At 65.8% G+C, this 24,828-nt stretch carries 18 protein-coding genes; 11 read left to right on the forward strand and 7 right to left on the reverse strand.

Annotated elements, in window-relative coordinates:
- Positions 1 to 33: 33 nt before the first annotated feature.
- Positions 34 to 2,361: a penicillin-binding protein 1A gene (locus CLU91_RS05815; protein WP_232730636.1), complete on the forward strand. Its 2,328-nt coding sequence runs from the start codon at positions 34 to 36 to the stop codon at positions 2,359 to 2,361.
- Positions 2,362 to 2,423: 62 nt separating this feature from the next.
- Here the strand turns inward: CLU91_RS05815 and CLU91_RS05820 are convergent, their stop codons facing one another.
- The gene (locus tag CLU91_RS05820; RefSeq protein WP_232730637.1) at positions 2,424 to 3,080 is read right to left on the reverse strand and encodes a TetR/AcrR family transcriptional regulator; all 657 of its coding nucleotides are present in this window, start codon (positions 3,078 to 3,080) and stop codon (positions 2,424 to 2,426) included.
- 360 nt (positions 3,081 to 3,440) lie between these two features.
- Here CLU91_RS05820 and CLU91_RS05825 point away from each other — a divergent pair, with 360 nt between their 5' ends.
- Positions 3,441 to 4,355 (forward strand): lipase family alpha/beta hydrolase, encoded by a 915-nt coding sequence (locus tag CLU91_RS05825; RefSeq protein WP_100873400.1) that lies wholly within the window; start codon positions 3,441 to 3,443, stop codon positions 4,353 to 4,355.
- 10 nt (positions 4,356 to 4,365) lie between these two features.
- The gene (locus CLU91_RS05830; protein WP_100873401.1) at positions 4,366 to 5,286 is read left to right on the forward strand and encodes a lipase secretion chaperone; all 921 of its coding nucleotides are present in this window, start codon (positions 4,366 to 4,368) and stop codon (positions 5,284 to 5,286) included.
- Between the two features lie 3 nt (positions 5,287 to 5,289).
- Here CLU91_RS05830 and CLU91_RS05835 read toward each other — a convergent pair whose 3' ends face one another.
- The 4 genes from CLU91_RS05835 to CLU91_RS05850 form a co-directional block, all read right to left on the reverse strand.
- The gene (locus CLU91_RS05835) at positions 5,290 to 8,067 is read right to left on the reverse strand and encodes an ATP-binding protein (RefSeq protein WP_100873402.1); all 2,778 of its coding nucleotides are present in this window, start codon (positions 8,065 to 8,067) and stop codon (positions 5,290 to 5,292) included.
- 51 nt (positions 8,068 to 8,118) lie between these two features.
- A complete protein-coding gene (locus CLU91_RS05840; protein WP_100873403.1) occupies positions 8,119 to 9,006 on the reverse strand; it encodes a putative bifunctional diguanylate cyclase/phosphodiesterase in 888 nt (295 codons plus the stop codon).
- Positions 9,006 to 10,592, reverse strand: a complete 1,587-nt coding sequence (locus CLU91_RS28675) for a methyl-accepting chemotaxis protein (protein ID WP_269800624.1) — start codon at positions 10,590 to 10,592, stop codon at positions 9,006 to 9,008. Before CLU91_RS28675 ends, CLU91_RS05840 begins: the two co-directional genes overlap by 1 nt.
- Before the next feature lie 343 nt (positions 10,593 to 10,935).
- Entirely contained in the window at positions 10,936 to 12,687 is a 1,752-nt protein-coding gene (locus tag CLU91_RS05850; protein ID WP_100873404.1) for a methyl-accepting chemotaxis protein, read from the reverse strand.
- Between the two features lie 339 nt (positions 12,688 to 13,026).
- Here CLU91_RS05850 and CLU91_RS05855 point away from each other — a divergent pair, with 339 nt between their 5' ends.
- The 7 genes from CLU91_RS05855 to CLU91_RS05880 all read left to right on the forward strand — a co-directional run bounded on the left by CLU91_RS05855 (position 13,027) and on the right by CLU91_RS05880 (position 21,244).
- A complete protein-coding gene (locus CLU91_RS05855) occupies positions 13,027 to 13,971 on the forward strand; it encodes a 5'-nucleotidase (RefSeq protein ID WP_100873405.1) in 945 nt (314 codons plus the stop codon).
- 87 nt (positions 13,972 to 14,058) lie between these two features.
- A complete protein-coding gene (mfd, locus tag CLU91_RS05860; protein ID WP_100873406.1) occupies positions 14,059 to 17,502 on the forward strand; it encodes a transcription-repair coupling factor in 3,444 nt (1,147 codons plus the stop codon).
- 55 nt (positions 17,503 to 17,557) lie between these two features.
- On the forward strand, positions 17,558 to 18,400 hold the full coding sequence (gene serB, locus CLU91_RS05865; RefSeq protein ID WP_100876597.1) for a phosphoserine phosphatase SerB: 843 nt from the start codon (positions 17,558 to 17,560) through the stop codon (positions 18,398 to 18,400).
- Positions 18,401 to 18,491: 91 nt separating this feature from the next.
- Positions 18,492 to 19,220 carry a nucleotidyltransferase domain-containing protein gene (locus CLU91_RS28680; protein ID WP_100873407.1) on the forward strand — a complete coding sequence of 243 codons (729 nt, stop codon included), beginning with the start codon at positions 18,492 to 18,494 and terminating at the stop codon, positions 19,218 to 19,220.
- Positions 19,217 to 20,146, forward strand: coding sequence for a TIGR04222 domain-containing membrane protein (locus CLU91_RS28205; protein ID WP_198521256.1), 930 nt, complete (start codon positions 19,217 to 19,219; stop codon positions 20,144 to 20,146). The genes CLU91_RS28680 and CLU91_RS28205 overlap by 4 nt, the downstream gene beginning before the upstream one ends.
- Positions 20,136 to 20,990: a DUF692 domain-containing protein gene (locus tag CLU91_RS27800; RefSeq protein ID WP_157814615.1), complete on the forward strand. Its 855-nt coding sequence runs from the start codon at positions 20,136 to 20,138 to the stop codon at positions 20,988 to 20,990. Before CLU91_RS28205 ends, CLU91_RS27800 begins: the two co-directional genes overlap by 11 nt.
- Positions 20,987 to 21,244 carry a hypothetical protein gene (locus tag CLU91_RS05880; RefSeq protein ID WP_157814616.1) on the forward strand — a complete coding sequence of 86 codons (258 nt, stop codon included), beginning with the start codon at positions 20,987 to 20,989 and terminating at the stop codon, positions 21,242 to 21,244. Before CLU91_RS27800 ends, CLU91_RS05880 begins: the two co-directional genes overlap by 4 nt.
- A 4-nt stretch (positions 21,245 to 21,248) precedes the next feature.
- Here the strand turns inward: CLU91_RS05880 and CLU91_RS05885 are convergent, their stop codons facing one another.
- Entirely contained in the window at positions 21,249 to 23,114 is a 1,866-nt protein-coding gene (locus CLU91_RS05885) for a serine hydrolase domain-containing protein (protein WP_157814617.1), read from the reverse strand.
- An 87-nt stretch (positions 23,115 to 23,201) separates the two neighbouring features.
- Between CLU91_RS05885 and CLU91_RS05890 the strand changes: the two genes are divergently transcribed.
- A complete protein-coding gene (locus CLU91_RS05890; RefSeq protein ID WP_100873410.1) occupies positions 23,202 to 23,564 on the forward strand; it encodes a DUF4870 family protein in 363 nt (120 codons plus the stop codon).
- Positions 23,565 to 23,603: 39 nt separating this feature from the next.
- Here CLU91_RS05890 and CLU91_RS05895 read toward each other — a convergent pair whose 3' ends face one another.
- On the reverse strand, positions 23,604 to 24,770 hold the full coding sequence (locus CLU91_RS05895; RefSeq protein ID WP_100873411.1) for a cystathionine beta-lyase: 1,167 nt from the start codon (positions 24,768 to 24,770) through the stop codon (positions 23,604 to 23,606).
- Positions 24,771 to 24,828 lie beyond the last annotated feature (58 nt).

A 24,828-nucleotide genomic window follows, 5' to 3' on the forward strand; every position in this document is an offset into this window, starting at 1 on the left:
CCACCGTGCCCTGCACGCTCACGTGAGACTGCCTTGACTGCCAAACGATCCGGATTTCCCTGGCCTTCCCGCCGCGCCACCGTGCGCGCCATCATCATCGCCGGCTGCGCCGCGCTGACCGCCGCCGTGCTGCTGGCCGCTTATCTGTTCCTGTACGTGCGCCCGCGCCTGCCCGAGCTGGACGTCATCACGGACTACCAGCCAAAGATCCCGCTGCGCGTGTACACGGCCGACAATGTGCTGATCGGCGAATTCGGCGAGGAGCACCGCGACTTCGTGCCGATCGCGCAAGTGCCGGAAATGATGAAAAAGGCCTTGCTGGCCATCGAGGATGGCCGCTTCTACGAACACCACGGCATCGACTTCGTGCGCGCCGGCGGCGCCGTGCTGTCGAACCTGCGCCACGGTTTCGGCCATGGCGGCGGCTCCACCATCACCATGCAGGTGGCGCGCAATTTCTTCCTGACGCGCGAAAAAGTCGCCTCGCGCAAGCTCAATGAAATCATGCTGGCCCTGAAAATCGAATCGGCCCTGTCGAAAGAGCAGATTCTCGAGCTGTACATGAACCAGATGTACCTGGGCCAGCGCTCGTTCGGCTTCGGCAGCGCGGCGCAGACGTACTTCGGCAAGCCGTTGTCGGAACTGTCGATCGCGGAAATGGCCATGCTGGCCGGCTTGCCGCAAAACCCCTCGCGCCACAACCCGATCAGCAATCCGAAGAAGGCGCACGCGCGCCAGCAGCTGGTGCTGAAACGCATGCGCGAACTCGATTACATCAGCGAAGGCCAGTACCGGCAAGCGCTGGCGCAGCCGCTGCGTTTCAATACCCGCGGCAAGCAGGGTTTCGACACGCACGCCGAATACGTGGCCGAACTGGCGCGCCAGGCCGTGTTTGCGCAGTTCAAGGAAGACAGCTACACCAAGGGCATCAGCGTCTACACGACGATCCTGAAAGCCGACCAGGACGCGGCCTACGCCTCGACGCGCCGCAACGTCATCGCCTACGACCAGCGCCACGGCTACCGCGGCCCGGAAACCTTCATCGACATGCCGCAAGACCCGGAACAGCGCGACGACGCCATCGACGCCGCGCTGCAAAAACGCCCGGACAGCGACGGCCTGATCGCCGCCGTCGTCACGGACGTTGCCAGCGGCAAGGTGGTGGCCGACACAGGCGACGGCGACGCCAAGGCCATCACGGGTGAGGGCTTGCGCTTTGCCGCCCCTGCGCTGTCCGCCAAGGCCAGCGCCGGCATCAAGCTGCGTCCGGGCGCCGTGATCCGCATCAGCCAGGATGGCAAGGGCAACTGGGCCATCACGCAAGTGCCGCTGGTGGCCGCCGCCTTCGTCTCGCTCGACGCGGACACGGGCGCCTACCACGCCATGGTGGGCGGCTTCGATTACAACCTGCAAAAGTTCAACCACGTCACGCAGGCTTGGCGCCAGCCCGGTTCGGCCATGAAGCCCTTCGTGTATTCGGCAGCGCTGGAAAAAGGCTTTTCGCCGGCCACCCTGATCAACGACGTGCCCCTGGAAATGCAGGCGGGCGGCAAGGTGTGGGCGCCGCAGAATGACGACTTCAAGTTCGACGGCCCCATCACCATGCGCTACGCGCTGGCGCAATCGAAGAACGTGGCTTCGGTGCGCATCCTGCGCGCGCTGGGCGTGTCATACACGCACGACTTCATGGAAAAATTCGGCTTTGATCCGGCCCGCCAGCCGAACAACCTCACCATGGCGCTGGGCACGGGTTCCGTCACGCCCGTGCAGATGGCGGGCGCCTACGCCCTGTTCGCCAACGGCGGCCACCAGGTGGAGCCGTACCTGATCGACCGCATCGTCGACGCCAGGGGTACCATCCTGATGCAGACCAGGCCGCCCGCGCCGAACGACGACAAGACCCTGGCGCTGGACCCGCGCAACGCCTTCGTGATGGACAGCATGCTGCGCGAAGTGGCCCGCACCGGCACGGGCGCGGCGGCGACGAAAAAACTGGGACGCAGCGACATCGCCGGCAAGACGGGCACCACCAGCGACGCCGTCGACGGCTGGTTCGCCGGCTACAGCGGCGGCATCGTGGCGGTGGCGTGGATGGGCTACGACGAACCCAAATCGCTGGGCGGACGCGAATTCGGCGCTACGCTGGCCATGCCGATCTGGATCGACTACATGCGCACGGCCCTGTCGACGCGCCCGCAAATCACGCGCGCCGTGCCGGCGGGACTGAGCCAGGTCGACGGCGAGTGGCTGTACGATGAATTCATCGACATGAACGGGGTCAAGACCCTGGATATGGACGTGGAGACGCCAACGGACCCGGCGGCCGTGCCGGAGACGGTGCCGGTGGAAACCACGAACTGATGAACCCGTAGGTCGGGTTAGCCGGAACGGCGTAACCCGACAAGCCGCCGTTGGCGGCGTTTTTACGCCGCTTTGACCATACTCAAATACCCGCGCACCGTACTGACGACGCTATCGGCGAAATCGTCGACATTGACCTTCGCCGCGCGGTACTTCCAGCGCTTCACGTACCAGTCCTGGAACAGGGCCAGGCAGTGAGCGGACAGCAAGGTAGGATCGCCCTGCGGCTTCGGTTCGATTTCGGCAATCGTGGCGGCGATCAGGGTCTGCACGTACAGTTCCGAATTCTTCGCCATGCTGCGCTGCTCCACCTGCAGCACGCGCGAATCCATGAAGACAAAATAAAACCACGGCTGCAGCACTTCGGACAGGTAGATCGACGAGCGTATCATCGCCTCCAGCCGGTCCAGCGGCGACTTCACGTCCACAAACAGCAGGGGCAAGGCTTGCGTGGCGTGGCGCACCACGTCCTCGATCATTTCGGCCAGTTGGTCCTTGCTGGTGATGTAGCCATACAGGCCGCCCATCGACAGCCCCGTCTCGCGGCACAGGTCGCGCAAGCTCATGGCGCGGAAGCCCACGTCATTGGCCAGGCGGAAGGTGGCGACGAAGATGCGTTCAAGATTTTCCAGCGCCGGCTTGCGGCGTTTGACGCCGATGCGCTCCGCATGGCGGTCGAGAATATATTCCCAGATGTTTTCGCCATTTAAAGGCGTCATCTGCTGAAACTGTTCAAAATTGAAATGGGTCGACAAGTGCATTCCCAAGTAACGGTGTATGAGCAATGTAAGACAGCGCCTGAGCGGCGCTGCAAGACGGCGGGACGGCGGATGCCGGGCCGATTATAGCTCAGGAAAACAACTATTTGACTTTTCAACTATGTAATGAGCGCGTAAGCCACGCCAAATTCCCACAGTTATTGCGCTGCATCATGCAATTCACAGCAATTTACATCCAGCAGTGCTACATTCGAAAAACCGAGCGCTCGCTATTTTTAATGCATCGAAAGAATGTGCAGGGGCGCACGGCACATCGCTACAGCATCGACATTTCCATATTATTCAAATAACGGAGACAAAATGAAGACTCGCTTTTGGCAACTGCTATCCACGCTTCTGCTTTCCCTCGCCATCCTGCCCGGCAGCGCCAGCGCCGCCGGCTACACGCAAACGAAGTACCCGATCGTGCTGGTGCACGGCCTGTTCGGCTTCGACAAACTCGGCCCCGTCGAGTATTTCTATGGCGTGCCCGCCGCCCTGCGCAGCGGCGGCGCGCAAGTGTATGTGACCACCGTGTCGGCCGCCAACAGCACGGAAGTGCGCGGCGAGCAGCTGCTGTCGCAGGTGCGGCAAATCCTCGCTGCCACCGGCGCGGCCAAGGTCAATTTGATCGGCCACAGCCACGGCGGCCCCACGGCACGCTATGTCGCCTCCGTGCGCCCCGACCTGGTGGCGTCCGTCACCAGCGTGGCCGGCGTCAACAAGGGCTCGAAAGTAGCCGACATCCTCAGCGGCGCCATTCCCAACACCAGCGGTGCGCTGGGCAATGCGCTCGCCTCGCTGATCGGTATTTTGTCGGGCAACAAGGGCTTGCCGCAAAACGCGGGCGCTTCGCTGGCGTCGCTGTCCACGGCCGGCTCGCTGGCGTTCAACAGCCGCCATCCGCAAGGCGTGCCCACCTCGGCCTGCGGCGAAGGCGCCTACCAGGTGCAAGGCGTGCACTACTTTTCGTGGAGCGGCGCGCAACCGTACACGAATGTGCTCGACGTGGGCGACCCGCTGCTGGCCGCCATCAGCCTGGCGTTTGGCGGCGTCAAGAACGATGGCCTGGTCAGCAGCTGCTCCAGCCACCTGGGCAAGGTGATCCGCGACGACTACGCCATGAACCACCTCGATGAAGTCAACCAATTCGTCGGCATCGTCAACCTGTTCGAGACGAACCCCGTCACCGTCTACCGCCAGCAAGCCAACCGCCTGCAAGGCCTGGGACTGTAAGGAGAAGCGCATGCACGCGAAATGGATCTTCGGCGCCAGCCTGGCGGCCCTGGCCCTGTACCTGGTGCTGCGGCCGGGCGAACCGCCCGCCCCGCCGCCGGAAAAGCCGGAGCCGGACCTGTTCGCGTTCGTGCGCTCGATGCAAGGCACGCGGCCCGACGGCAACGTGACGGTGGCCGCCGGCGACAAGCTGGTGGTCGACGCGGAACTGGGCCACCTGTTCGACTACTACCTGGCGGGCCTCGGCGAAAAGCCGCTGGCCGCCATCCGCAGCCAGATCGAGGCGGAACTCGACAAGCGCCTGGCGCCCGTCCCCGCCCGCGAAGCGAAGCGCCTGCTGGGCGCGTACCTGGCCTACAAGCAGGCGCTGGCCGGCGCGGAACAAGCCTTGCCGGCACAAACCGATGCGGCCCTGGCCGCGCGCGCGCGCCTGCAAGCGATGCGCGCCCTGCGCGGCAATTATTTTACGCCCGAAGAAAGCGCGGGCCTGTTTGGCGCCAGCGACGCGTATGACGACGATGCCGTGGCGCGCATGGCCATCCTCGGCGATGCGTCGCTCGATGAGGCGCAGCGCCAGGCGCAACTGGCCGCGCTCGATCAGAAAATGTCGCCGTCCCAGCGCGATGCGCGCGATGCACCGGCCAGGGTGGCGCAGCTGGATGAATCCGTGAAGGCGCTGCGGGCCCAGGGCGGTGGCGAGAATGAAGTCTACCGCCTGCGCGCCAGCACCTTCACGCCGGCGGCGGCGGCGCGCCTGGCGGAACTGGACCGCGAGGAATCGCAGTGGCAGCAGCGCATCATCGCCTATCAAGCGCTCAAAGCACAGAAAGCCGCCCTGCCCGGCGGCGCGCAGGATGCGGCAGCGCTGCAGCAGTTGCGCGACGCCAGTTTCACGCCGGAGGAACAGCGCCGGCTGGGCGCCTACGAATAACGCTCAAGCCAGCTGCGCCAGCAAAGCCGCCGCCGCCATCACGTCCGTCGTGTCGTACCCCTGCGCGTAGCCGGCATGGACGGGGGCCAGCACGGCGTGCGCGGCGGCGCGGCAGCCTTGCGCCTGCAGCACGGCTGCCAGGCTGGTGGCGCAGCGCAGCTCCCAGCCGGGCGCCTGCTGGCCCCTGGCCAGCAGCAGCGCCTCTTCCAGCTGCCCCCTTACCACTTCCAGGCCGGCCGCATCGCTTGGTGCCAGCGCGCGCCAGCGGTGATGCGCGTCGCGGCGCAGCACTTCCGGCGCGCTCCACGGCGCCTGACCCGTGCGCGCGCGCCGCAGCGCATGGCTATCGGCGGCCGCGTCGTGCAAGGTGGCCATCAAATCGATCTGTATCGGCCAGCTGCGCACCGAAGGCCAGGGGAACACCGTCAGCGCCTCGCCCGCATCGAGCAGACGCTGGTAGGCGGCGCCCCAGGCGCTCCAGTACAGCAGGCCATAACGGGCCGCATGCTCGCACAGCAGACAAGTCCAGGCATACGCCAGTTCCCGCTGCCCGCACCACAGGGCGACGGGAATGGCATTGATGGCCAGCGCCACGCACAGCGTGACGCCATTGTGTTCGAAGCCCACCGCCACCGCCTCGCGCACCAGGGCCAGCGCGTCGTCGGGACGGCCCTGTACCCACAGGCAGCGCGCCAGCGTGCCGCGCAGGCACACCTGGTGGTCGGCCAGCAAGGCATTGTTGAAACCAAGCTGCAGCGCGCCCTCGGGATGGGCGAGCACCATGCGCGCCAGCGCCGCCGACTGCGCGTACCGCCCGCGCAGAAACTCGCCAGCCGAGCGCATGCGCGCCAGTACCAGCCGCATCGCCGTGTCATCGCGCGCTGCGCACAGGACGGCCAGCTGCTCCACGTAATCGTCGGCGCCCAGGAAATCGGCCAGCTTCAGGCTGCAAACCCACATGCCGCAAATCGCCTCACAGCGGCGGCTGGCGTCGTCCGTGCGCATGGCCAGCGCATAGCCGCGCTGGAACGAACGCAGCATGGTGCCAGTGACGCCCTGCGTATGCAGCAGCAGGTGCGCCAGCGAGGCGTGCAGCCGCATCTCGCTGTCGGGGTCCTCCAGTGCATGCTTCTCCATGCATGCGAGCGCTCGCCCGACGCGCACGCGATACTCATCCATCAGCGACAACTGATAGAACAGGGTTTGCGCGGCCAGGGTCAGGGCCACGCCCAGCGCCACGTCGCCGTCCTCGCCGAAAGCCCAGTCGATGGCGGCGCGCAGGTCATCGACATGGCGGCCGTAGCGCGCGCTCCAGTGCGCCGGCGCCATGCTTTCCCAATCGGCGGCGATGCGTCCCGCCAGGCCCAGGCAATGGCGCGCATGGCGCAGCAGCACGGCGCCGGCGCCACCGCTTGCCGACAGCTGCGCCGCGCCGTAAGCGCGCGTGGTGTCGAGCAGACGGTAATACACGTGCTGGCGGCAAAACTCGATGCTGACGAGGGACTTGGCCGCCAGGTCGGCCAGCGTATCGAACACGTCGCAGCCCGCCACGGCGCTGGCCGACTCGAGGCGAAAACGGCTTTTGAACACGCTCAGCGCCTGCAGTACCTGGCGCTCTTGCGCATCGAGCAAGCCGTAGCTCCAGTCCAGGGTGGCGCGCAGGGTCTGGTGGCGCAACGGCATGTTGCGCGCGCCGCGCGTGAGCAGGCGAAAGCGGTCGTCGAGCTGGCGGCGCAATTCGTGCAGGCCGAAATGGCCGATGCGCCCGGCCGCCAGCTCCAGCGCCAGCGGGATGCCATCGAGGCGCCGGCAGATATCGACCACCACGGGCACGTCGGCGTCGGCCAGCACGAATGCCTCGTCGACGGCCGCGCAGCGTTCGCAAAACAGCTGCACCGCAGCGTAGTGCCGCGCCGCCGCCGCATCGGGCACGGCATCGGCCGGCGGCAATTCCAGCGCGGGCAGGCGCAGCAGCTGCTCGCTGGTGAGGCGCAGCGGCTCGCGGCTGGTGGCCAGCACATGCAGCAGTGGTGCGCCCTTGAGCAAGGCATCGGCCAGCGTGGCGGCAGCGCCGATCACGTGTTCGCAGTTATCGAGCACGATCAGCATGTGGCGCGGGCGCAGGTAGGCCAGCAGGACCGGCATGGCGTCGCCGGCCGGCACCGCCACGCCCAGCGCCGTGGCCAGCGCCAGCGGCACCAGGCTGCCCTCGTCCAGCGGCGCCAGGTCGACGAAACACACGCCATCGGCATAGCGGCGCAGTACGCGCGTGGCCAGGACGACGGCCAGGGTGGTCTTGCCGATGCCGCCCGGACCGGCAATGCACAGCAGGCGCAATTGCAGCAGCTGGTTGGCCATCGTTTGCAGCGTCTCGGCGCGGCCCAGCATGCGCGTCAGCATGACGGGCAGGTTATGCCGCGGCTCCACGCCCGCCATACCGGGCGCCGGCCGGCCCGTGTGCGCCAGCGGCGCCAGGAAGCCGTAGCCGCGCCCGGGAATGGTGGTGATGTAGCGCTGGCCATCGCGGCCATCGCCGAGCGCCTTGCGCAGCGCCGCCAGGTGCACGCGCAAGGTCGCGTCATCGACCACGGCGTGGGGCCAGACGATGGTCACCAGTTCATGCTTGTCGACGATGTCGCCGGCGCGCTCCAGCAGGGCCAGCAGCAAGTCCATGGCCCTGCTGCCCAGGCGCAGCGCGCGGTCGCCCTCGAACAGCACCCGCTCCAGCGGCAAAAGGCGAAACGGGCCAAAGACATAGGCCGGGACGGGACTGTTTATCATTCTTGCGTGGGGGAGTAGGTGTTAAAGCACGCGGCTTGCAGAGGACCTATTTTACTGAGCATCCGCGCCATGCCGCATGGCGCCATGTTGCGGCACTGTTACAAGGCCGGCGGCCAGCAGCGCGGCCACCTCGGCTGCGGGCGCCGGGCGGTGCAGATAAAAACCCTGCACCTGCGGGCAGCCGAGCCGCCGCAGATGCGTCAGCTGTTCCCCGTTTTCCACACCCTCGGCCAACGCTTGCAAGCCCAGGCCGCGCGCCATGGCAAGCGTCGAGGCGACGATGACAGTGTCACAATCTGCGCGGCCACTGCTGCCCAGATCATGGATGAAGGAGCGGTCGATCTTGATGGTGTGAATCGGCAGCAACCTGACATGGCTCAAGCCCGAATGGCCGGTGCCGTAATCGTCGAGTGAAATGGCCAGGCCCAGCGCGCGCAGCTGGCGCAATCCCTGCGCCGCCTGCGCCATGTCGTCGATGCAGCAGCTTTCCGTCACTTCCAGCTCCAGCAGGCCGGCGGGAATGGCGTGGCGCCGCAGGCAGCCCAGCACAAAATCGGGCAACTGCGGCTGGCACAGCTGGCGCGCCGAGATATTCACCGCGACCGGCACCACAGGCAGGCCCGCCGCGCGCCACTGCGCCAACTGGCGGCAAGCCGCACCGATGCCCCAGTTGCCCAGCGCGGCGATGGCGCCAGTCTGCTCGGCCAGGCCGATGAATTCGTTCGGATAGACCAGGCCGTGGCGCGGATGGTTCCAGCGCAGCAGCGCTTCCAGTCCGACCAGGCGCAATTGCGCCGTATCGAACTTGCCCTGGTAGTGAAAGCAGAATTCGCCGTCGTCGATGGCGCTGGCCAGGCGCCTCTGCAACTCGCGGCTGCGCGCCGGCGCCCGGCACAGCCGCGCCAGCGCGCCGTGCCAGAACCTTGCCAGGCGCGCCACTAGGCCAGCAGGCGCGGTACGGCCGGCGCAGTGCGGCCCGCCAGAACCGCCGGCCCCTGGCGCAGGCGAAACACGCTGACCACCAGCAGCAGCCTTGCCGCCTCGCCTTCCAGCGATTGCGATGCGGCCGCCGCCTCTTCCACCAGGGCGGCATTCTGCTGCGTCACTTCGTCCATCTGCACGACCGCCTGGCTGACCTGGCCGATGCCCGTGCTTTGCTCGGCGCTGGCGGCCGTGATGTCGGCCACCATCTGGCTCACGCGCCCCACGGCCGCCACCACGTCCTGCATGGTGGCGCCGGCCTGCGCCACCAATGCCGTCCCCGCATCGACCTGCAAGGTAGAATTGGCGATCAGGGCGCGGATATCGCGCGCCGCCGCCGCGCTGCGCTGCGCCAGGTTGCGCACTTCCGTTGCCACGACGGCAAAGCCGCGCCCCTGCTCGCCCGCGCGCGCCGCTTCCACGGCCGCGTTCAGGGCCAGGATATTCGTCTGGAAGGCCAGCATGTCGATCACGCCGATGATGTCGGCAATCTGCGCCGACGACGCACTGATGGCATCCATCGTATGGATCACCTGGCCCACGGCCTGCCCGCCGGCGCCGGCGATGTTCGCCGCCTCGACGGCCAGCACGCTGGCATGGCGCGCATTGTCCGCGTTCTGCTGCACGGTGGAGCTCAGTTCCTCCATCGCCGACGCCGTCTGTTCCAGCGAGCTGGCCTGCTCTTCGGTGCGCGACGACAGGTCGATATTGCCGGCCGCGATCTGCGACGACGCCGTGGCGATGGTGTCCGTTCCGCTGCGCACCTGCTGCACGATCTCGAGCAGGTTGCCGTTCATGATGCACAGTGCGTCGAGCAGCTTGCCCGTTTCATCGCCACCATGGCGACCGAAGGTCGATGTCAGGTCGCCGGCGGCCACGCTCTGCGCCACGCCCAAGGCATATTGCAGGGGCTTGACGATGCTGCGCGTGACCAGCCAGGCCGTGACGAGCGAAAAGAGCACAGCCAGCGCGCTCAGCGCCAGCAGCATGTTGCGCGCCGTGGCGTGTTCCGCGCGCACTTGGGCACCGGCCTGCTCCATCAGCTCATGCTGGTGCGTGATCAGGCTTTCCAGCGCCGCCATGTAGCGCAGCTGGTCGCCGCGCACGGTGCCGAGCAGCAAATTCGTCGCTTCGTCGCGCGCCCCTTCTTCCAGCAGGGCCAGCACCTTGTCGCGCCCGGCGTTGAAGGTGGCGCGCGCCTGCGTCACGGCCGCCATCTGCTGGCGGCCCTGCGGCGACAGCACCACCTTGTCCAGCTGCGCCAGGCCCTTTTCCGTTTCGGCGCCCGCGCGGGCGATGGTGGCGCGTTCCTGCGCCAGTTGCTGCGGCTCCGTCATCAGGAGCAGGTTGCGCGAGGAGCGCGCGATGATGTTGACATTCTTGATGATGTCGTTGGCCAGCACGGTTTTCGGATATTTGTCATCGATCACGTCGCGCATGCGCAGTTCCAGGCTCGACAAGCGCAGCACGCCCAGCAGGGCAGTTGCCAGCAGCAGCAGGGTCAACAATGCAAAGGCGCAGCGCAAGCGTGTGCCGATTTTCATATTTGCCATCTTTATTCGCATCCTTCAGTGTGGTGCATCGGTCATCGCGCCGGGCTCGCATGCAAGGCTGACGGCAATGGCTGCCGCCTGCCAGGTATGGCCGGACGCAACAGGCGAAGGGGTCAGCCGGGATGTGGCCGAGGCGGGAACAAGGGTGGTACGCCAGGCAGTGTGAGTTATCTCACAAGCAATGTCGCGTTAAGTTTTGAAAAGATTTGCTTAGATGGCAAAACAGCTATTTTTGTAACGCTGTTTTTTTAGTAAGTAGTAACCGCAGTGCACGCATGTGAAAACGGCCGCGCAAGGCGGCCGTCCGGTAGCGCAGGCTGGCGCCGTCACGCCATCAGAACACTTCCCATTCGTCGTCGCGCGGCGCGCTCTGGCGCGAGGACGGTACGGCGTGCAGGGCCGGGCGTCCCGCGGCAGGACGCGGTGCCGGATGCTTCGGCGCGGCGCTGGCCACCGCGCGGCGCGGCGCGGCCGCTTTGGTCTGCGTGGCAGGCGCCTGTGCGCCAGCGAGCTTGAAGACGCTGACCACCCCGGCCAGCTGGCCCGATTGCTCCTGCAGCGATTCGGCCGCGGCGGCCGCCTCTTCCACCAGGGCCGCATTTTGCTGCGTCACCTGATCCATCTGGCCGATGGCCTGGTTGATCTGGTCGATGCCCGAGCTTTGCTCCTGCGTGGCCAGGCTGATTTCCGCCATGATGTCCGTCACGCGCTGCACGCTGGAGACGATTTCGGCCATCGTACTGCCCGCCTCGGCCACCAGCTTGCTGCCTGCGTCCACGGCTTCCACGGAGTCGCCGATCAGGGTCTTGATTTCCTTGGCCGCCGCCGCCGAGCGTTGCGCCAGGTTGCGCACCTCGGTGGCCACCACGGCAAAGCCGCGTCCCTGCTCGCCCGCGCGCGCCGCTTCGACGGCTGCATTCAGGGCCAGGATATTCGTCTGGAAGGCGATGCCGTCGATGACGGAAATGATGTCGACGATCTTGCGCGACGAGTCGTTGATGGCGTCCATGGTCTCGACCACCTTGCCCACCACCTCACCGCCCTTGACGGCGACGCCGGAAGCACTGCGCGCCAGCTGGTTGGCCTGCTGGGCATTGTCGGCGTTCTGCCGCACGGTGGACGTCAGTTCTTCCATCGACGATGCCGTCTCTTCCAGCGAACTGGCCTGCTCTTCCGTGCGCGAGGACAGGTCCAGGTTGCCGCTGGCAATTTCCGACGACGCCGTGGCGATCGTTTCCGTGCCGCTGCGCACCTGGCCGACGATGTTGACCAGGCTGGAATTCATGTCTTTCAGCGCCTGCAGCAGCTGGCCCGTTTCTTCCGTCGTGTGCACCTCGATCTGGCTGGTCAGGTCGCCCGAAGCCACCGTTTGCGCCACTTTCACGGCCGAATTGATCGGCTGGGTGATGGCGCGCGTGATGTAGGCGGCGCAGCCGATGCCCAGCGCGGAGGCCAGCAAGCCGAGGATGACCATCAGGCTTTCCGAGCGGGTCACGGCCGCGCTGCCGTCCTTGATGCTGGCGTCGGCCACGCCGTTATTGAGCTTGATGATCTCGTTGAGCGTGCCTTCGGCCTTGCCGAACAGCGCGCGCGAGTCCTGGTACTGTTTGTAGAAGGCCACGAACAGCTCTTTCTGGCGCGACTCGTCGCGGTTGTCGGCCAGCTGGCGCAGGATGGCGCGCACCTTGTCGTCATCGCCCTTCCAGCCGGCCCATTCCCCCAGGAAGCGCTTCCACAGCACGACTTCCTCGGGCGTTTGCGGCAGCGGCTCGTACAGCTTGCGGCCCGCCTCGATATTGCTCCAGGCCTTGGTGCGCAGCTGCAGCGCTTCCGCGAACTTGTCTTGCGCCTGGTAATTGTTTTCATAGATGGCGGCCGTCAGGGTGGCGGCGGCGACGGCCGTCTGGCCCTCGTTCATCATCATCAAGCCCTGGATCGACGGCAGGCGCACCACGCCGATCTCGTTGACGGCGTTGCCCACGGTGGCGATGCCCGTGTAACCGCAGATGCCGACTACCAGCAGGGCCGCCATCATCACGGCGACGAGGGTCGCCAATTTCCATTTGATCAGTAAATTCTTAAACATGGCTAGGTCCTTTATTAGTCAAAACTGCTGCTGGCAAGGTTGAGGCTGGCATGTTCGGGTAGAACGGCTGACACTTGTATAAAGGTGGCGGGGTTGTGGCGTACGCTTCGTTACAATTGGCGAGAATTCATAAGAGGAAGCATAGTGGAAATTACGCGCGCTGGCTGCTACATACTTGATACAAAACAAGATTTATTTCTTTACTGTGGCGCGTGTTGCACAACGGACAAAAAAAATGGCCTGACGCCCTGCTTTGGTGCAAAATATCGCCACGTGCCACTATTGGCTGCGCAGTTGATAGTCGTATAAGATGGGCAACGAGCAAACAACAGGCAGACCATGGCATATCCTATCGAACACAAACTGGTGATCGGGGTCGCTTCCAGCGCCCTGTTCGACCTGGCTGAATCGCACCAGGTCTACCTCGACAACGGCCCCGAAGAATACCGCAAGTACCAGGAAACGCATATCGACACGGTCTTGCCGCGCGGCGTGGCCTTTCCCTTCATCCGCCGCTTCCTGAACATCAACAAACATTATCCGCGCCAGTCGCCCGTGGAAGTGGTGCTGTTTTCGCGCAATTCGCCGGAGACAGGCTTGCGCGTGATGCACTCGATCGCCCACTACGGCCTCGATATTTCGCGCGCCGCCTTCATGACGGGTAAGTCGCCCTACCCTTACCTGCCCGCCTTCAACGCCTCGCTCTTCCTCAGCGCGAATGAAGGCGACGTGCGCAGCGCGCTGGCCTGCAACTATCCGGCCGGCCTGGTGCTGCCGTCGCGCACGGAAGACGACGAGAACGACGAAGAACTGCGCGTGGCCTTCGATTTCGACGGCGTGATCGCCGACGACGAAGCGGAAACCGTGTTCAAGCGCAACAACGACGTCGATGAATTCCACGCGCATGAAACCCTGAACGTGGGCACGCCGCACCGCCCGGGACCGCTGGCCGGCCTGTTCCAGAAGCTGGCCACCATGCAGCGTCTGGAGGAAAGAGCCCAGCGGCGCGACCCCGGCTATAAAAAGATCCTGCGCATCGCCATCATCACGGCGCGCAATGCGCCTTCGCACGAGCGAGTCGTGACGACCCTGAAAAGCTGGGGCGTGGCGGCCGACGAGACGTTTTTCCTGGGTGGCATGGACAAGTCGCGCGTGCTGGCCGTGTTCAAGCCACATATCTTCTTCGACGACCAGCTGAGCCACCTCAAATCGGCGGGCGGGACCATCCCCATGGTGCACGTCCCCTTCGGCATTGCCAATATCCGTGCGGGCGATGGTCTATAATCTCGCCTGTCAGCGCCGTCACTGGCGGCGCTGCGCGCACCACAGCTGTCCCATTCAACTGCCTCTGCCACTAGTGTCATCGCCTGCATGTCCTTAGACTTAACAAAAGCCCTCCCCAAGCCCGGCAACCGCTATGCGCTGCCCGCCCTGTATGGTTCATCCGACGCCTATGCCCTGGCGCTGGCCGCCCTGGAATTGAAAGCGCGGGGCCAGATGCTGGCCGTGGTGGTGGCGCAGGCCAGCGACGGCCAGCGCCTGCTCGATGAAATCCCTTGGTTTGGCGGCAAGGAACTGCGCTGCCATTTGCTGCCGGACTGGGAAACGCTGCCCTACGACGCCTTTTCGCCGCACCAGGACCTGGTCTCCGAGCGCCTGGCCACCCTGCACGAAATCCAGACGCGCCAGTGCGACGTGCTGATCGTGCCGGCCACCACGGCGCTGGTGCGCCTGGCGCCGCCGTCGTTCCTGGCGGCCTATACCTTCTTCTTCAAGAAGGGCGAAAAGCTCGACGAGGCGCGGCTGAAGTCGCAGCTGACGCTGGCCGGCTACAGCCATGTGTCGCAAGTGATGTCGCCCGGCGAATACTCGGTGCGCGGCGGCCTGCTCGACCTGTTCCCCATGGGCTCGGCCCTGCCCTACCGCCTGGACCTGTTCGGCGACACCATCGAAACCATCCGCACGTTTGACGCCGACACCCAGCGCTCGCTGTATCCCGTGCATGAAGTGCGGCTGCTGCCGGGCCGCGAATTCCCCATGGACGAAGCGGCCCGCACCACCTTCCGCAACCGCTGGCGCGAACAGTTCGAGGGCGACCCTTCGCGCTCGGTCGTCTACAAGGACATCAGCAGCGGCATCGCCTCGGCCGGCATCGAATATTATCTGCCCCTGTTCTTCGAGCAGACGGCCACCCTGTTCGACTACCTGCCGCCCGACGCCTCGCTGGCCCTGGTGGGCGAGATCGACGCTGCCATCGGGCGCTTCTGGACCGATACCCAGTCGCGCTACCGTTTTTTGAAAGCGGACCGCGAGCGGCCTATCCTGCCGCCCGAATCGCTGTTCCTGTCCGACGAGCAGTTCTTCGGCCTGGCCAAGCCGTATGCACGGCTGGCGATTGCGAAGTCTAACGATGCGCTGGCGTCCGAACTGTCGGCGCCCGTGCCGAACATCGCCGTCAACCGCCGCGCCGACGACCCGCTGGCCAACCTGCGCAGCTATCTGCTGCAATCGGGCCGCCGCGTGATGATTTGCGCCGAATCGAACGGCCGCCGCGAAACCTTGCAGCAGTACTTCACCGAGTACGATCTGCAGCTGGCGCCGGTGGAGGGCAGCGACGGTTTTCTGCAATCAAGCGCCAAGCTGATGCTGGGCGTGGCGCCGCTGCACGCCGGCTTCGAGCTGTTCACGCCCGATGGCAACCTGGCCTTCATCACGGAAACGGAGCTGTACGCCGGTTCCGGCCGCCGGGTCGGCAGCAAGAAGCAGGAAGGCGTGACGCAGGTCGAGTCGATGGTGCGCGACCTGTCGGAGCTCAAAATCGGCGACCCCGTCGTGCACATCAACCACGGCATCGGGCGCTACATGGGTCTGACCAGCATGGACCTGGGTGTAGGCGAAACGGAGTTCCTGCACCTCGAATACGCGAAAGACACGAAACTGTACGTGCCCGTGTCGCAGCTGCACGTGATCTCGCGCTATTCGGGCGCTTCGCCGGAAGACGCGCCGCTGCATTCGCTCGGCTCGGGCCAGTGGGAAAAGGCGAAGAAACGCGCGGCCGAACAGGTGCGCGACACGGCCGCCGAGCTGCTCAACCTGTATGCGCGCCGCGCGCTGCGCCAGGGCCATTCGTTCGAATTCTCGTCGCACGACTACCAGCGCTTCGCCGACAGCTTCGGCTTCGACGAAACGCCGGACCAGGCCGAGGCCATCCACAACGTCATCAAGGACATGACTTCCGGTAAACCGATGGACCGCCTCGTGTGCGGCGACGTCGGCTTCGGCAAGACGGAAGTGGCGCTGCGCGCAGCCTTCATCGCCGTGATGGGCGGCAAGCAGGTGGCGATACTGGCGCCCACCACCCTGCTGGCCGAGCAGCATGCGCAGACCTTCGCCGACCGCTTCGCCGACTGGCCCGTGCGCATCGCGGAATTGTCGCGCTTCCGCAGCGGCAAGGAGATCACGCAGGCATTCAAGGGCATGGCCGACGGCACCATCGACATCGTCATCGGCACGCATAAGCTGCTGTCCGACGACGTCAAGTTTACCCGCCTGGGCCTGGTCATCATCGACGAGGAACACAGGTTCGGCGTGCGCCAGAAGGAAGCCTTGAAAGCCTTGCGCGCGGAAGTGGACGTGCTGACCCTGACGGCCACGCCGATCCCGCGTACCCTGGGCATGGCGCTGGAAGGCTTGCGCGATTTTTCCATCATCGCCACGGCGCCGCAAAAGCGCCTGGCCATCAAGACGTTCGTGCGCAGCGAAGGCGAAGCGATCATCCGCGAAGCGTGCTTGCGCGAACTCAAACGCGGTGGCCAGATCTACTTCCTGCACAACGAGGTGGAAACCATCCAGAACCGCCTGGCCATGCTGACGGAACTGCTGCCCGAGGCGCGCATCGCCGTGGCGCACGGCCAGATGCATGAGCGCGACCTGGAAAAGGTCATGCGCGACTTCGTCGCCCAGCGCTTCAACATCCTGCTGTGCACGACGATCATTGAAACGGGTATCGACGTGCCGACGGCGAACACCATCATCATGCACCGCGCCGACAAGTTCGGCCTGGCGCAGCTGCACCAGTTGCGCGGCCGCGTGGGCCGTTCGCATCACCAGGCTTACGCCTATCTGCTGGTGCACGACGTGCAGGGCCTGACCAAACTGGCGCAACGCCGCCTGGACGCCATCCAGCAGATGGAAGAACTGGGCAGCGGCTTTTACCTGGCCATGCACGACCTGGAAATCCGCGGCGCCGGCGAGGTGCTGGGCGAGAGCCAGTCGGGCGAGATGACGGAAATCGGTTTCCAGCTGTATTCGGACATGCTCAACGAAGCGGTGCGCTCGCTGAAGGCCGGCAAGGAGCCGGACCTGGCCGCGCCGCTGGCCTCGACAACGGAAATCAACCTGCACGTGCCGGCCCTGCTGCCGGCGGATTTCTGCGGCGATGTGCACGAGCGCCTGTCGATCTACAAGCGCCTGGCCAACTGCGCCACGCAGGACAAGATCGACGATATCCAGGAAGAGCTGATCGACCGCTTCGGCAAGCTGCCCGACGCCGTCAAGGCCCTGGTCGAAACGCACCGCTTGCGCATCGCCGCGAAAACCGTGGGCATCGTCAAGATCGACGTGCATGGCGAGGCGGCCACCCTGCAATTCATGGCCAAGCCCCCCATCGACCCGATGCGCATCATCGACCTGATCCAGAAGAACCGCCATATCAAGCTGCATGGCCAGGACAAGCTGAAAATCACGGCCGCCATGCCCGACCTGGCCGCGCGCGTGACGCAAATCAAGACCACCATCAAGCAATTGACGGTGTAGACCCTTCATACCATTTACGCAGAGCTGCCCCATGACCAACACGACTTCCATCACCATGAACCTGATCCTGCAGGGCCTGGACGGCGCCAGCGCCCGCCTCGAACGCATCGCCGCGCTGGCCGCGCCTACCTCCATCACGCGCCTGGGGCCAAACGCCGTGCGCTGCGAGCAGATCGCCTACTCGCCCGCGCTGCGCCCCACCATCGAAGTGGCGGCCCAGGCGGCGCAGCTGGACGCCACCTACATGATGGGCCAGCGCGAACTGCGTGAATTCAAGCTCGTGGCGATGGACATGGATTCGACCCTGATCACCATCGAGTGCATCGATGAAATCGCCGACATGCAGGGCTTGAAACCGCAAGTGGCGGCCATCACGGAAGCGGCCATGCGCGGCGAACTCGATTTCGCGGCCAGCCTGAAACAGCGCGTGGCTTTGCTCGAAGGCCTGGACGCATCGGCCCTGCAGCGCGTCTACGACGAACGCTTGAAACTGTCGCCGGGCGCGGAAACCATGCTGGCGGCCGTGCAAAAGGCCGGCCTGAAAACGCTGCTGGTGTCGGGCGGCTTTACGTTCTTTACGGAACGCCTGAAGGAACGCCTGGGCCTCGATTACACGCACGCCAATGAACTGGAAATCGTCGACGGCAAGCTCACGGGCAAGGTGTTAGGGGGCATCGTCGACGCCGAGGAAAAGCAGCGCACGGTGGAGCGCGTGTGCAAGGAGATGGGCATTTCGCCGTCTGAAACCATCGTCATGGGCGACGGCGCCAACGATTTGAAGATGATGGGCATCGCCGGTCTGTCCGTGGCCTTCCGCGCCAAGCCCGTGGTGCGCTCGCAAGCCGACGTGGCGCTGAACTTCGTGGGACTCGATGGCTTGCTGAACGTCTTGAGCTGAGTCGGCGCCTGGCGGTGCGCGCACGATGGCACAAGTTTGCTATATTGCAAACTTGTGACCATCCCGCCAACCCACCGTGAAAGTACACCGCATGCCGCCACCACTGCCAGAAGAGATACAACGCCACCTGGATGTGTTTGTCGCCGCCGCGCAAAGCGCCTTTGGTGACGACCTGGCCGCCGCCGTGCTGTTTGGCTCGGCCGCCGATGGCCAGGTGCGCGCCACTTCCGACGTCAACCTGCTGTTGCTGCTCAAGCGCTTTACGCCGCAGGCAGCCGATGCGCTGCGCGGGCCATTGCGCCTGGCGCATGCCGCCATCGATCTGCAGGTGATGTTCCTGCTCGACAGCGAACTGACGCAGGCCGCCGACGCCTTCGCCGTCAAGTTCGCCGACATCATCGCGCGCCACAGGGTGCTGCATGGCGTCGACCCTTTCGCTAGCCTGCACACGAGCCGCGACGCCGTGCTGCGCCGGCTGCGGCAAGTGCTGCTGAACCAGCAGGTGCGCATGCGCGAACGGTATATGCTTCTCAGCCTGAATGAGGAACAGCTGGCCGGCGCCATCGCCGACGCGGCCGGCCCCCTGCGCGCGGCCGCAGCCTCGCTGGCGCAGCTCGAGGGCAAGCCTGCACTGCCAGGCAAGCAGGCGCTCGAAGCGTTTGTCGACCAGCTGGGCGAGCCGGCCCTGCACTCCGCCCTGCAAGCCATGTCAACGGCGCGCGAAACGGCGCGCCTGGCGCCGGGGCAAGCCCTGCCCGCCTTCACAAGCCTGATGAGCATTACCGAGCGCCTGCGCGAACACGCGGAGCAGATGCGGTGAACGGCGTCAATCCGTTCGACTGGAGCGGGCCGTGGTTCCTGCTGGCCTACCTGATCTTCGGCGTGCTCGTGTACTTCCTCGCGCGCGAGCTGCTGATCCGCCAGGAATTGCGCAATCCGCACGCCCAGCTGTCGCTGGCCGATGATCCCTACCGCATCGCCTTCCTGCGCGCCGGCCCCCTCGAAGCCGCGAAGATCGCCGCCATCGTGCTGGTCGACCGCGGCTTGCTGCGCGCCGATGGCCCGCTGCTGGAGACGGCCAGCGCCGACAGCCTGCGCTTTGCCCGCCATGACATCGAACGCGACGTGCTGCGGCTGTACCTGGGCCGCCAGGGCCACAGCAAGGAACTGGCCGCGCAGGCCGAGATGCTGCCGTCGTGCCGCGCCTACCACGAGACCTTGACGCAGCAGGAATTGCTGGTCGGCCCGCCGCTGCTGCGCCGGCGCGAACGCATCACCTGGGCCGCGCACTGGCTGCTGCTGACGGTGGCTGCCGTCAAGGCCGTCATCGCCATCAGCCGCCAGCACTACAACCTGCTGTTCCTGGCGGTCCTGCTGGTGATTTTTCTCCTGATGCTGCGCGGCTTGCGCACCCAGGCGACCAGCTGGAGCGCGCAGCGGCTGCTGACCGACCTGCGCATGCTGTTTGGCCGCCTGAACATGCGCTCGTCGCGCCTGCACGCAGGCAGCAGCAGCGCCGACATGGCCCTGCTGGCCGCCATCTTCGGCCTCGGCGCCCTGCCCCTGTCCGTGTCCGTGTACGCCTATGTCGCCGAGCTGTACCCTGTGCCCCGGCAAAACACGGGCGGCGACTCCTCGTCCGACGGCACGGGCGACGCGTCATCGGGTGGCGGCGATGGCGGCGGCGGCGATGGCGGCGGCAGCGGCTGCGGCGGTTGCGGCGGTGGCGGCGGCTGTGGCAGCTAGCCAGGGGGCCGCACGCGACCGCGTCGGCCTGGGCTGGCGCGGCGAACTGGCTGCCGGCATCGTGTCCAACCTGGCACAGATCGACGTGCTGGAAGTGATCGCCGACGATTATTACCGCGCCCCGCGCGCTGGCATCGCGGCCCTGTGCAGCCTGGCGCGCCAGGTACCGGTGAGCCTGCACGGCGCGGGCATGGGTCTGGCCTCGACGATTCCCGCCGATCCGCGCCGCCTGCATGCGATGGCGCGCCTGATGCGGCAGGTGCAAGCGGAGTCGTGGTCAGAGCACCTGAGTTTCGTGCGCGCCGGCGGCGTTGAGATCGGCCACCTGGCCGCGCCGCCGCGCACGCCACGCAGCGCCGCCGGGGCGATCGCCAATATCGCACTGGCCACGCGCATCGTCGGCAGCGCGCCGCTGATGGAAAACATCGCTACCCTCGTCCAGCCGCCTGCCAGCACCATGGACGAAGCCGAGTGGGTGGCGCAGATTATCCACGGCGCGCACGTGCCGCTGCTGCTCGACCTGCACAACCTGTATGCGAATGCCGTCAATTTTGGGGACGCGCCGGAACAACTGCTGCTGCGCCTGCCGCTGGACAAGGTCGGCGCCGTGCACCTGAGCGGCGGCCACTGGATAGCGGCGCCGGGCGGCGGCCAGCGCTTGCTGGACGACCATCTGCACGACGTGCCGCCCGAAGTCTTCGATTTATTGACCGTGCTGGCGCGCCACGCGCCCCAGTCCCTGACGGTGATCGTCGAACGCGACGGCAATTACCCGTCGTTCGAGCATGTGCTGGGCCAGCTGGAGCTGGCGCGGGCGGCCTTGCGCGCGGGGCGGAGCGCATGAGCTCTCCCGCACTGGAAACGTTGCTGGCAAGGCTGTACACGGACGACGCCCTGCGTGCCGCCTTCCTGCTCGATCCCCGTGCGCAAGCCTTGCTGCATGGCTTGTCGCCAGAGGAAGCGGAGGCGATGGCGGCGATGGACCGCGTCGGCCTGCAGATGGCGGCGGCCAGCTATCGCGCCAAGCGCACCGCACACGGTACCCGGGCCGCACCGGCGCAACGCTGGTGGCGCCGGCTGATTGCTGGCTGGACCTGACGGCCTACAGCTGCCACATACGCAGCGGCAGCAATCCCCACCAGGCCAGCACCAGCAGCAGTTGCAAAGCCGCCAGCAAGGCCACCCAATCCCATTTCGCCCACGAGCCCGCCTCGGCCGCCGTGCCGCGGCTGCGCCAGCAGCGGGCCAGGCCGAACGCCGTCGCCAGCGGCAGCGCACCCGTCACCAATACCAGCAGCACACTGGCGATGGTGACGTCGCCCAGGCGCAGGTAGGACTGGAAATAGAAAAACGGCAGCGGCAAGAGCAGCGCCAGCATGGCCAGCAAAGGCGCGAACAGATGGTCGCCCCGCTCCAGGCTGCGCAGCGCGGCGCGCCACACGCCCACCACCAGTACGTACAGCAAGCCGGCCGCGCCCAGGGCCAGGCTGCCCCACAGCACCAGCATGCGCAACATCGACGCGCGCTCGTAGCTGCGCAAGCCGTCGCTGAGCACATGCTTGCCATCCTCCTGCAGCAGCACGTGCGATGGCGTGCTGCGGTCGCTGGCGCGGAACAGCAAGCCGCCCACCGGTTCCAGTTCCTTCGGCTCGCCCTGGAACGGGATCAGGAACAGCGACTCGCCATCCCATTTCAGGCGCGTAAAGCCGAAGACGGCGTCGACCCAGGCCATGCTGGCCATGGGGCTCGGTGACGGCACATACACGCCCTGCCAGTTTTCCACCGTGGGCGCGGGCGTGCCCTGCGGGGCTGGCGCGCGCAGCGGCAGCTCCAGGTCGCGCAGCAGCAGGCGGTTGAAGCGTTCATAATCGGCCGCTTCCGCATCCGTGTTGAAGGCCACGAAGAAGGCGCTGTCCTGCTCCGGATAGAGGCACAGCATGGCGCGAAAACCTACGGCCGTGCCAGGGTGGCAGGCGCCCACCACGTTGTGGCGGTCGCGCACGGCCAAGGCCAGTCCATGGCCCGTTGCCAGGCCCGCTTGCGCCGCATCCGTGTCGGCCGGTTCGGACAAGGCGCCCATCAGCGCCGGGTCGATGAAGTGCTTGCCCTGCAGCTTGCCGTCGCCCATCAGGAATTGCGCCAGCTTGCCCATGTCGGCCGCCGTGGTGGTAAATTGCGCGGCCGGACGCAGGTATTGCGGCACGGCCGGCTGCGCCACGCCATGCTCGAAGTGGCCCATTGCCAGGCGCGGGTCCGCCTGCGCTCCCGCCTGACTGACGAAAGCAAACGTGCTGTCCGCCATGCCCAGCGGCTGCAGCAGCTGCGCATCGAGGTAGCGTTCATACGGCTGGCCCGTGACCTTCTCGATCACCATGCCCAGCAAGCCATAGCCCATGTTCGAATACGCATAGCGGCTGCCGGGCCGGGCACGCACGCGCAGCAGATTGCGCCCGCCGTCAAAGGCGGCGGCCAGCGGCGTCTGCGGCGCCGGATGCATGCTGAACGCTTGCCAGAAGCGCACGTTATCGAGGCCGGAGGTATGCGCCAGCAGGTGGCGGATGCGCACGGGGTCGCTGGCCTGCCACGGATTGTTCAGCGCCAGTGCCGGCAGGACCTGCTGCAGAGGCGTGTCGAGCGTAAGCTTGGCTTCGCTGACCAGGCGCAAGACGCCCAGCGCCAGCGCCACCTTGCCCACGGAGCCCACTTGTACGCGCGTGTCGGCCTGCATCGGTAGGTGCTTGGCGGCATCGCGCAGGCCGGACGCACCGACTTTGACTGTGCCATCGGGCAAGACTTCGCTCCAGACGGCGCCCGCCAGGCTCTCTTCCTTCAAGCCGGCGGCAAACTCCGCCTCCAGCGCAGGCGCGGCCGCATGGGCCGCCGTGGCGCACAGCAGCAAGGCCGGCAAAGCCTGGCGCAGCCATGACCTGGCGCGTGCGGCCAAGGTGGGATGTGAATCTGCTTTCAACAATGTATTCTGCCTTTTTGCATGGACTGCGCTCCTGCCCCCGCTTTGCTTGTTACAATTAAAAATTGAGCAACGACGGGAGCTGTCATGTCACAAGATATTATTTTGGATACCCAACTCCAGCAGACCAAAAACCTGGCCTGGTGGTTGTACCTGATACATGGCGCCAGCTTTGTGTTTTCGCTGGGCGCGTTTTCCTTCATTCCGCTCATCATCAATTATGTGAAGCGGGGCGAGGCGGCCGGGACCTTCGTGTACAGCCATCACAGCTGGATGATCCGTTCCTTCTGGTGGTATGCGGCCTGGGTCGTTCTCGGCGCCGTGCTGTGGGTCACCATCATCGGCATTCCGCTGGCCTTCCTCGTGTGGGGCGTGGCCTGGCTGTGGAAAGCGTACCGCCTGCTGCGCGGCTTCATCGACCTGAACAACAACAGCCCCGTGCCCATGTAACGGCTATGCGGGCAAGCCGTCGTGCTTGCCCGCAACCCGTTACATCGCCGCGAACGCCCGTTCTATATCGGCGATCAAGTCCTGCGGATCTTCCAGCCCCACGTTCAGGCGCACGAGCTGGCCCGGCAATGGCCAGCCCTTGCGCATGGCGGCGATGCGGTACGGCATCACCAGGCTGTTCGCGCCGCCCCAGCTGTAGCCTATCTTGAACAATTGCAAGGCATCGACGAAGCGGTCCGTCTGCTGCTCCGTGTAGCGGGCATGGAACAGCACGGAAAACAGGCCGCCCGCGCCCGTGAAATCGCGCTGCCAGATTGCGTGGCCCGGGCAATCGGCGAACGCCGGATGCAGTACCGTGGCGATCTCGCTGCGTCCCTTGAGCCAGGCGGCCACCGCGCGCGCGCCCGCATCGTGCGCGTCGAAGCGCAGCTTCATGGTGGGCAAGCCGCGCAGCACCAGGTAGGCGTCGTCCGCCCCCACGCCCATGCCAAGGCGCATATGCGCCAGCGCCAGACGCTCATGCAGCGCCCTGTCCCGCGTGATCAGCGCGCCCATCAGCACGTCCGAGCCGCCCGACTGGTATTTCGTCAGCGCCTGCATGATGATGTCCACGCCCAGGTCGAAGCCGCGCAGGGCCAGGCCGGCCGACCAGGTGTTATCCAAAGCCACCAATACGCCGCGCGCGTGGGCGGCCGCGCAGATGGCGGGCAAGTCCGGCACTTCCATGGTCACGGAACCGGGCGCCTCCGTCCAGATCAGCTTGGTATTTTCCTGAATCAGCGCGGCGATGCCGGCGCCGATGAGCGGGTCGTAATAGCGGGCCGTGATGCCAAAATCCTGCGCCAGCCAGCGCCCCAGTTCGCGGTTCGGGTTGTAGATATTTTCCGGCAGTAGCACGTCGTCGCCTGTTTTGAGCAGCGCAAAGTCCGCCATGGCGATGGCCGCCAGGCCCGACGGCGCCAGCAGGCAGTACTTGCCCCCTTCGATCTCGGCCAGCCGCGCTTCCAGGGTGAACGTGGTAGGCGTGCCGTGCAAGCCGTAGGTGTAGGCGTTCTTCTCTTTCCAGTCGCCCGAACGCATGGCCGCCACGTCCTTGAACAGCACGGTCGATGCGTGATGGATGGCGTTGGGAAACGCGGCAAAGCCTTGCGGCGCCTGGTAATCGCTGTGGATCAGCGCCGTCTGGGGGGATTTGATTGTGGTCATGGCATCGTCGGCAAAATAAAAAGGCGGGCCAGTCTGTGCTGGTCCGCCTTGATTGTAA

Origin of the sequence: Janthinobacterium sp. 64 (genome assembly GCF_002813325.1) — a bacterium.
Lineage (GTDB): Bacteria > Pseudomonadota > Gammaproteobacteria > Burkholderiales > Burkholderiaceae_D > Janthinobacterium.

Excerpts from the sequence above, each read along its gene's own strand:
- CLU91_RS05880 (WP_157814616.1), top strand. The coding sequence starts at position 20,987 with ATGAGCTCTCCCGCACTGGAAACGTTGCTGGCAAGGCTGTACACGGAC.
- CLU91_RS05820 (WP_232730637.1), bottom strand. The coding sequence starts at position 3,080 with ATGACGCCTTTAAATGGCGAAAACATCTGGGAATATATTCTCGACCGC.
- CLU91_RS05895 (WP_100873411.1), bottom strand. The coding sequence starts at position 24,770 with ATGACCACAATCAAATCCCCCCAGACGGCGCTGATCCACAGCGATTAC.
- CLU91_RS05890 (WP_100873410.1), top strand. The coding sequence starts at position 23,202 with ATGTCACAAGATATTATTTTGGATACCCAACTCCAGCAGACCAAAAAC.
- mfd (WP_100873406.1), top strand. The coding sequence starts at position 14,059 with ATGTCCTTAGACTTAACAAAAGCCCTCCCCAAGCCCGGCAACCGCTAT.
- CLU91_RS28675 (WP_269800624.1), bottom strand. The coding sequence starts at position 10,592 with ATGAAAATCGGCACACGCTTGCGCTGCGCCTTTGCATTGTTGACCCTG.
- CLU91_RS05825 (WP_100873400.1), top strand. The coding sequence starts at position 3,441 with ATGAAGACTCGCTTTTGGCAACTGCTATCCACGCTTCTGCTTTCCCTC.
- CLU91_RS05850 (WP_100873404.1), bottom strand. The coding sequence starts at position 12,687 with ATGTTTAAGAATTTACTGATCAAATGGAAATTGGCGACCCTCGTCGCC.
- serB (WP_100876597.1), top strand. The coding sequence starts at position 17,558 with ATGAACCTGATCCTGCAGGGCCTGGACGGCGCCAGCGCCCGCCTCGAA.
- CLU91_RS05830 (WP_100873401.1), top strand. The coding sequence starts at position 4,366 with ATGCACGCGAAATGGATCTTCGGCGCCAGCCTGGCGGCCCTGGCCCTG.
- CLU91_RS05855 (WP_100873405.1), top strand. The coding sequence starts at position 13,027 with ATGGCATATCCTATCGAACACAAACTGGTGATCGGGGTCGCTTCCAGC.
- CLU91_RS05835 (WP_100873402.1), bottom strand. The coding sequence starts at position 8,067 with ATGATAAACAGTCCCGTCCCGGCCTATGTCTTTGGCCCGTTTCGCCTT.
- CLU91_RS28680 (WP_100873407.1), top strand. The coding sequence starts at position 18,492 with ATGCCGCCACCACTGCCAGAAGAGATACAACGCCACCTGGATGTGTTT.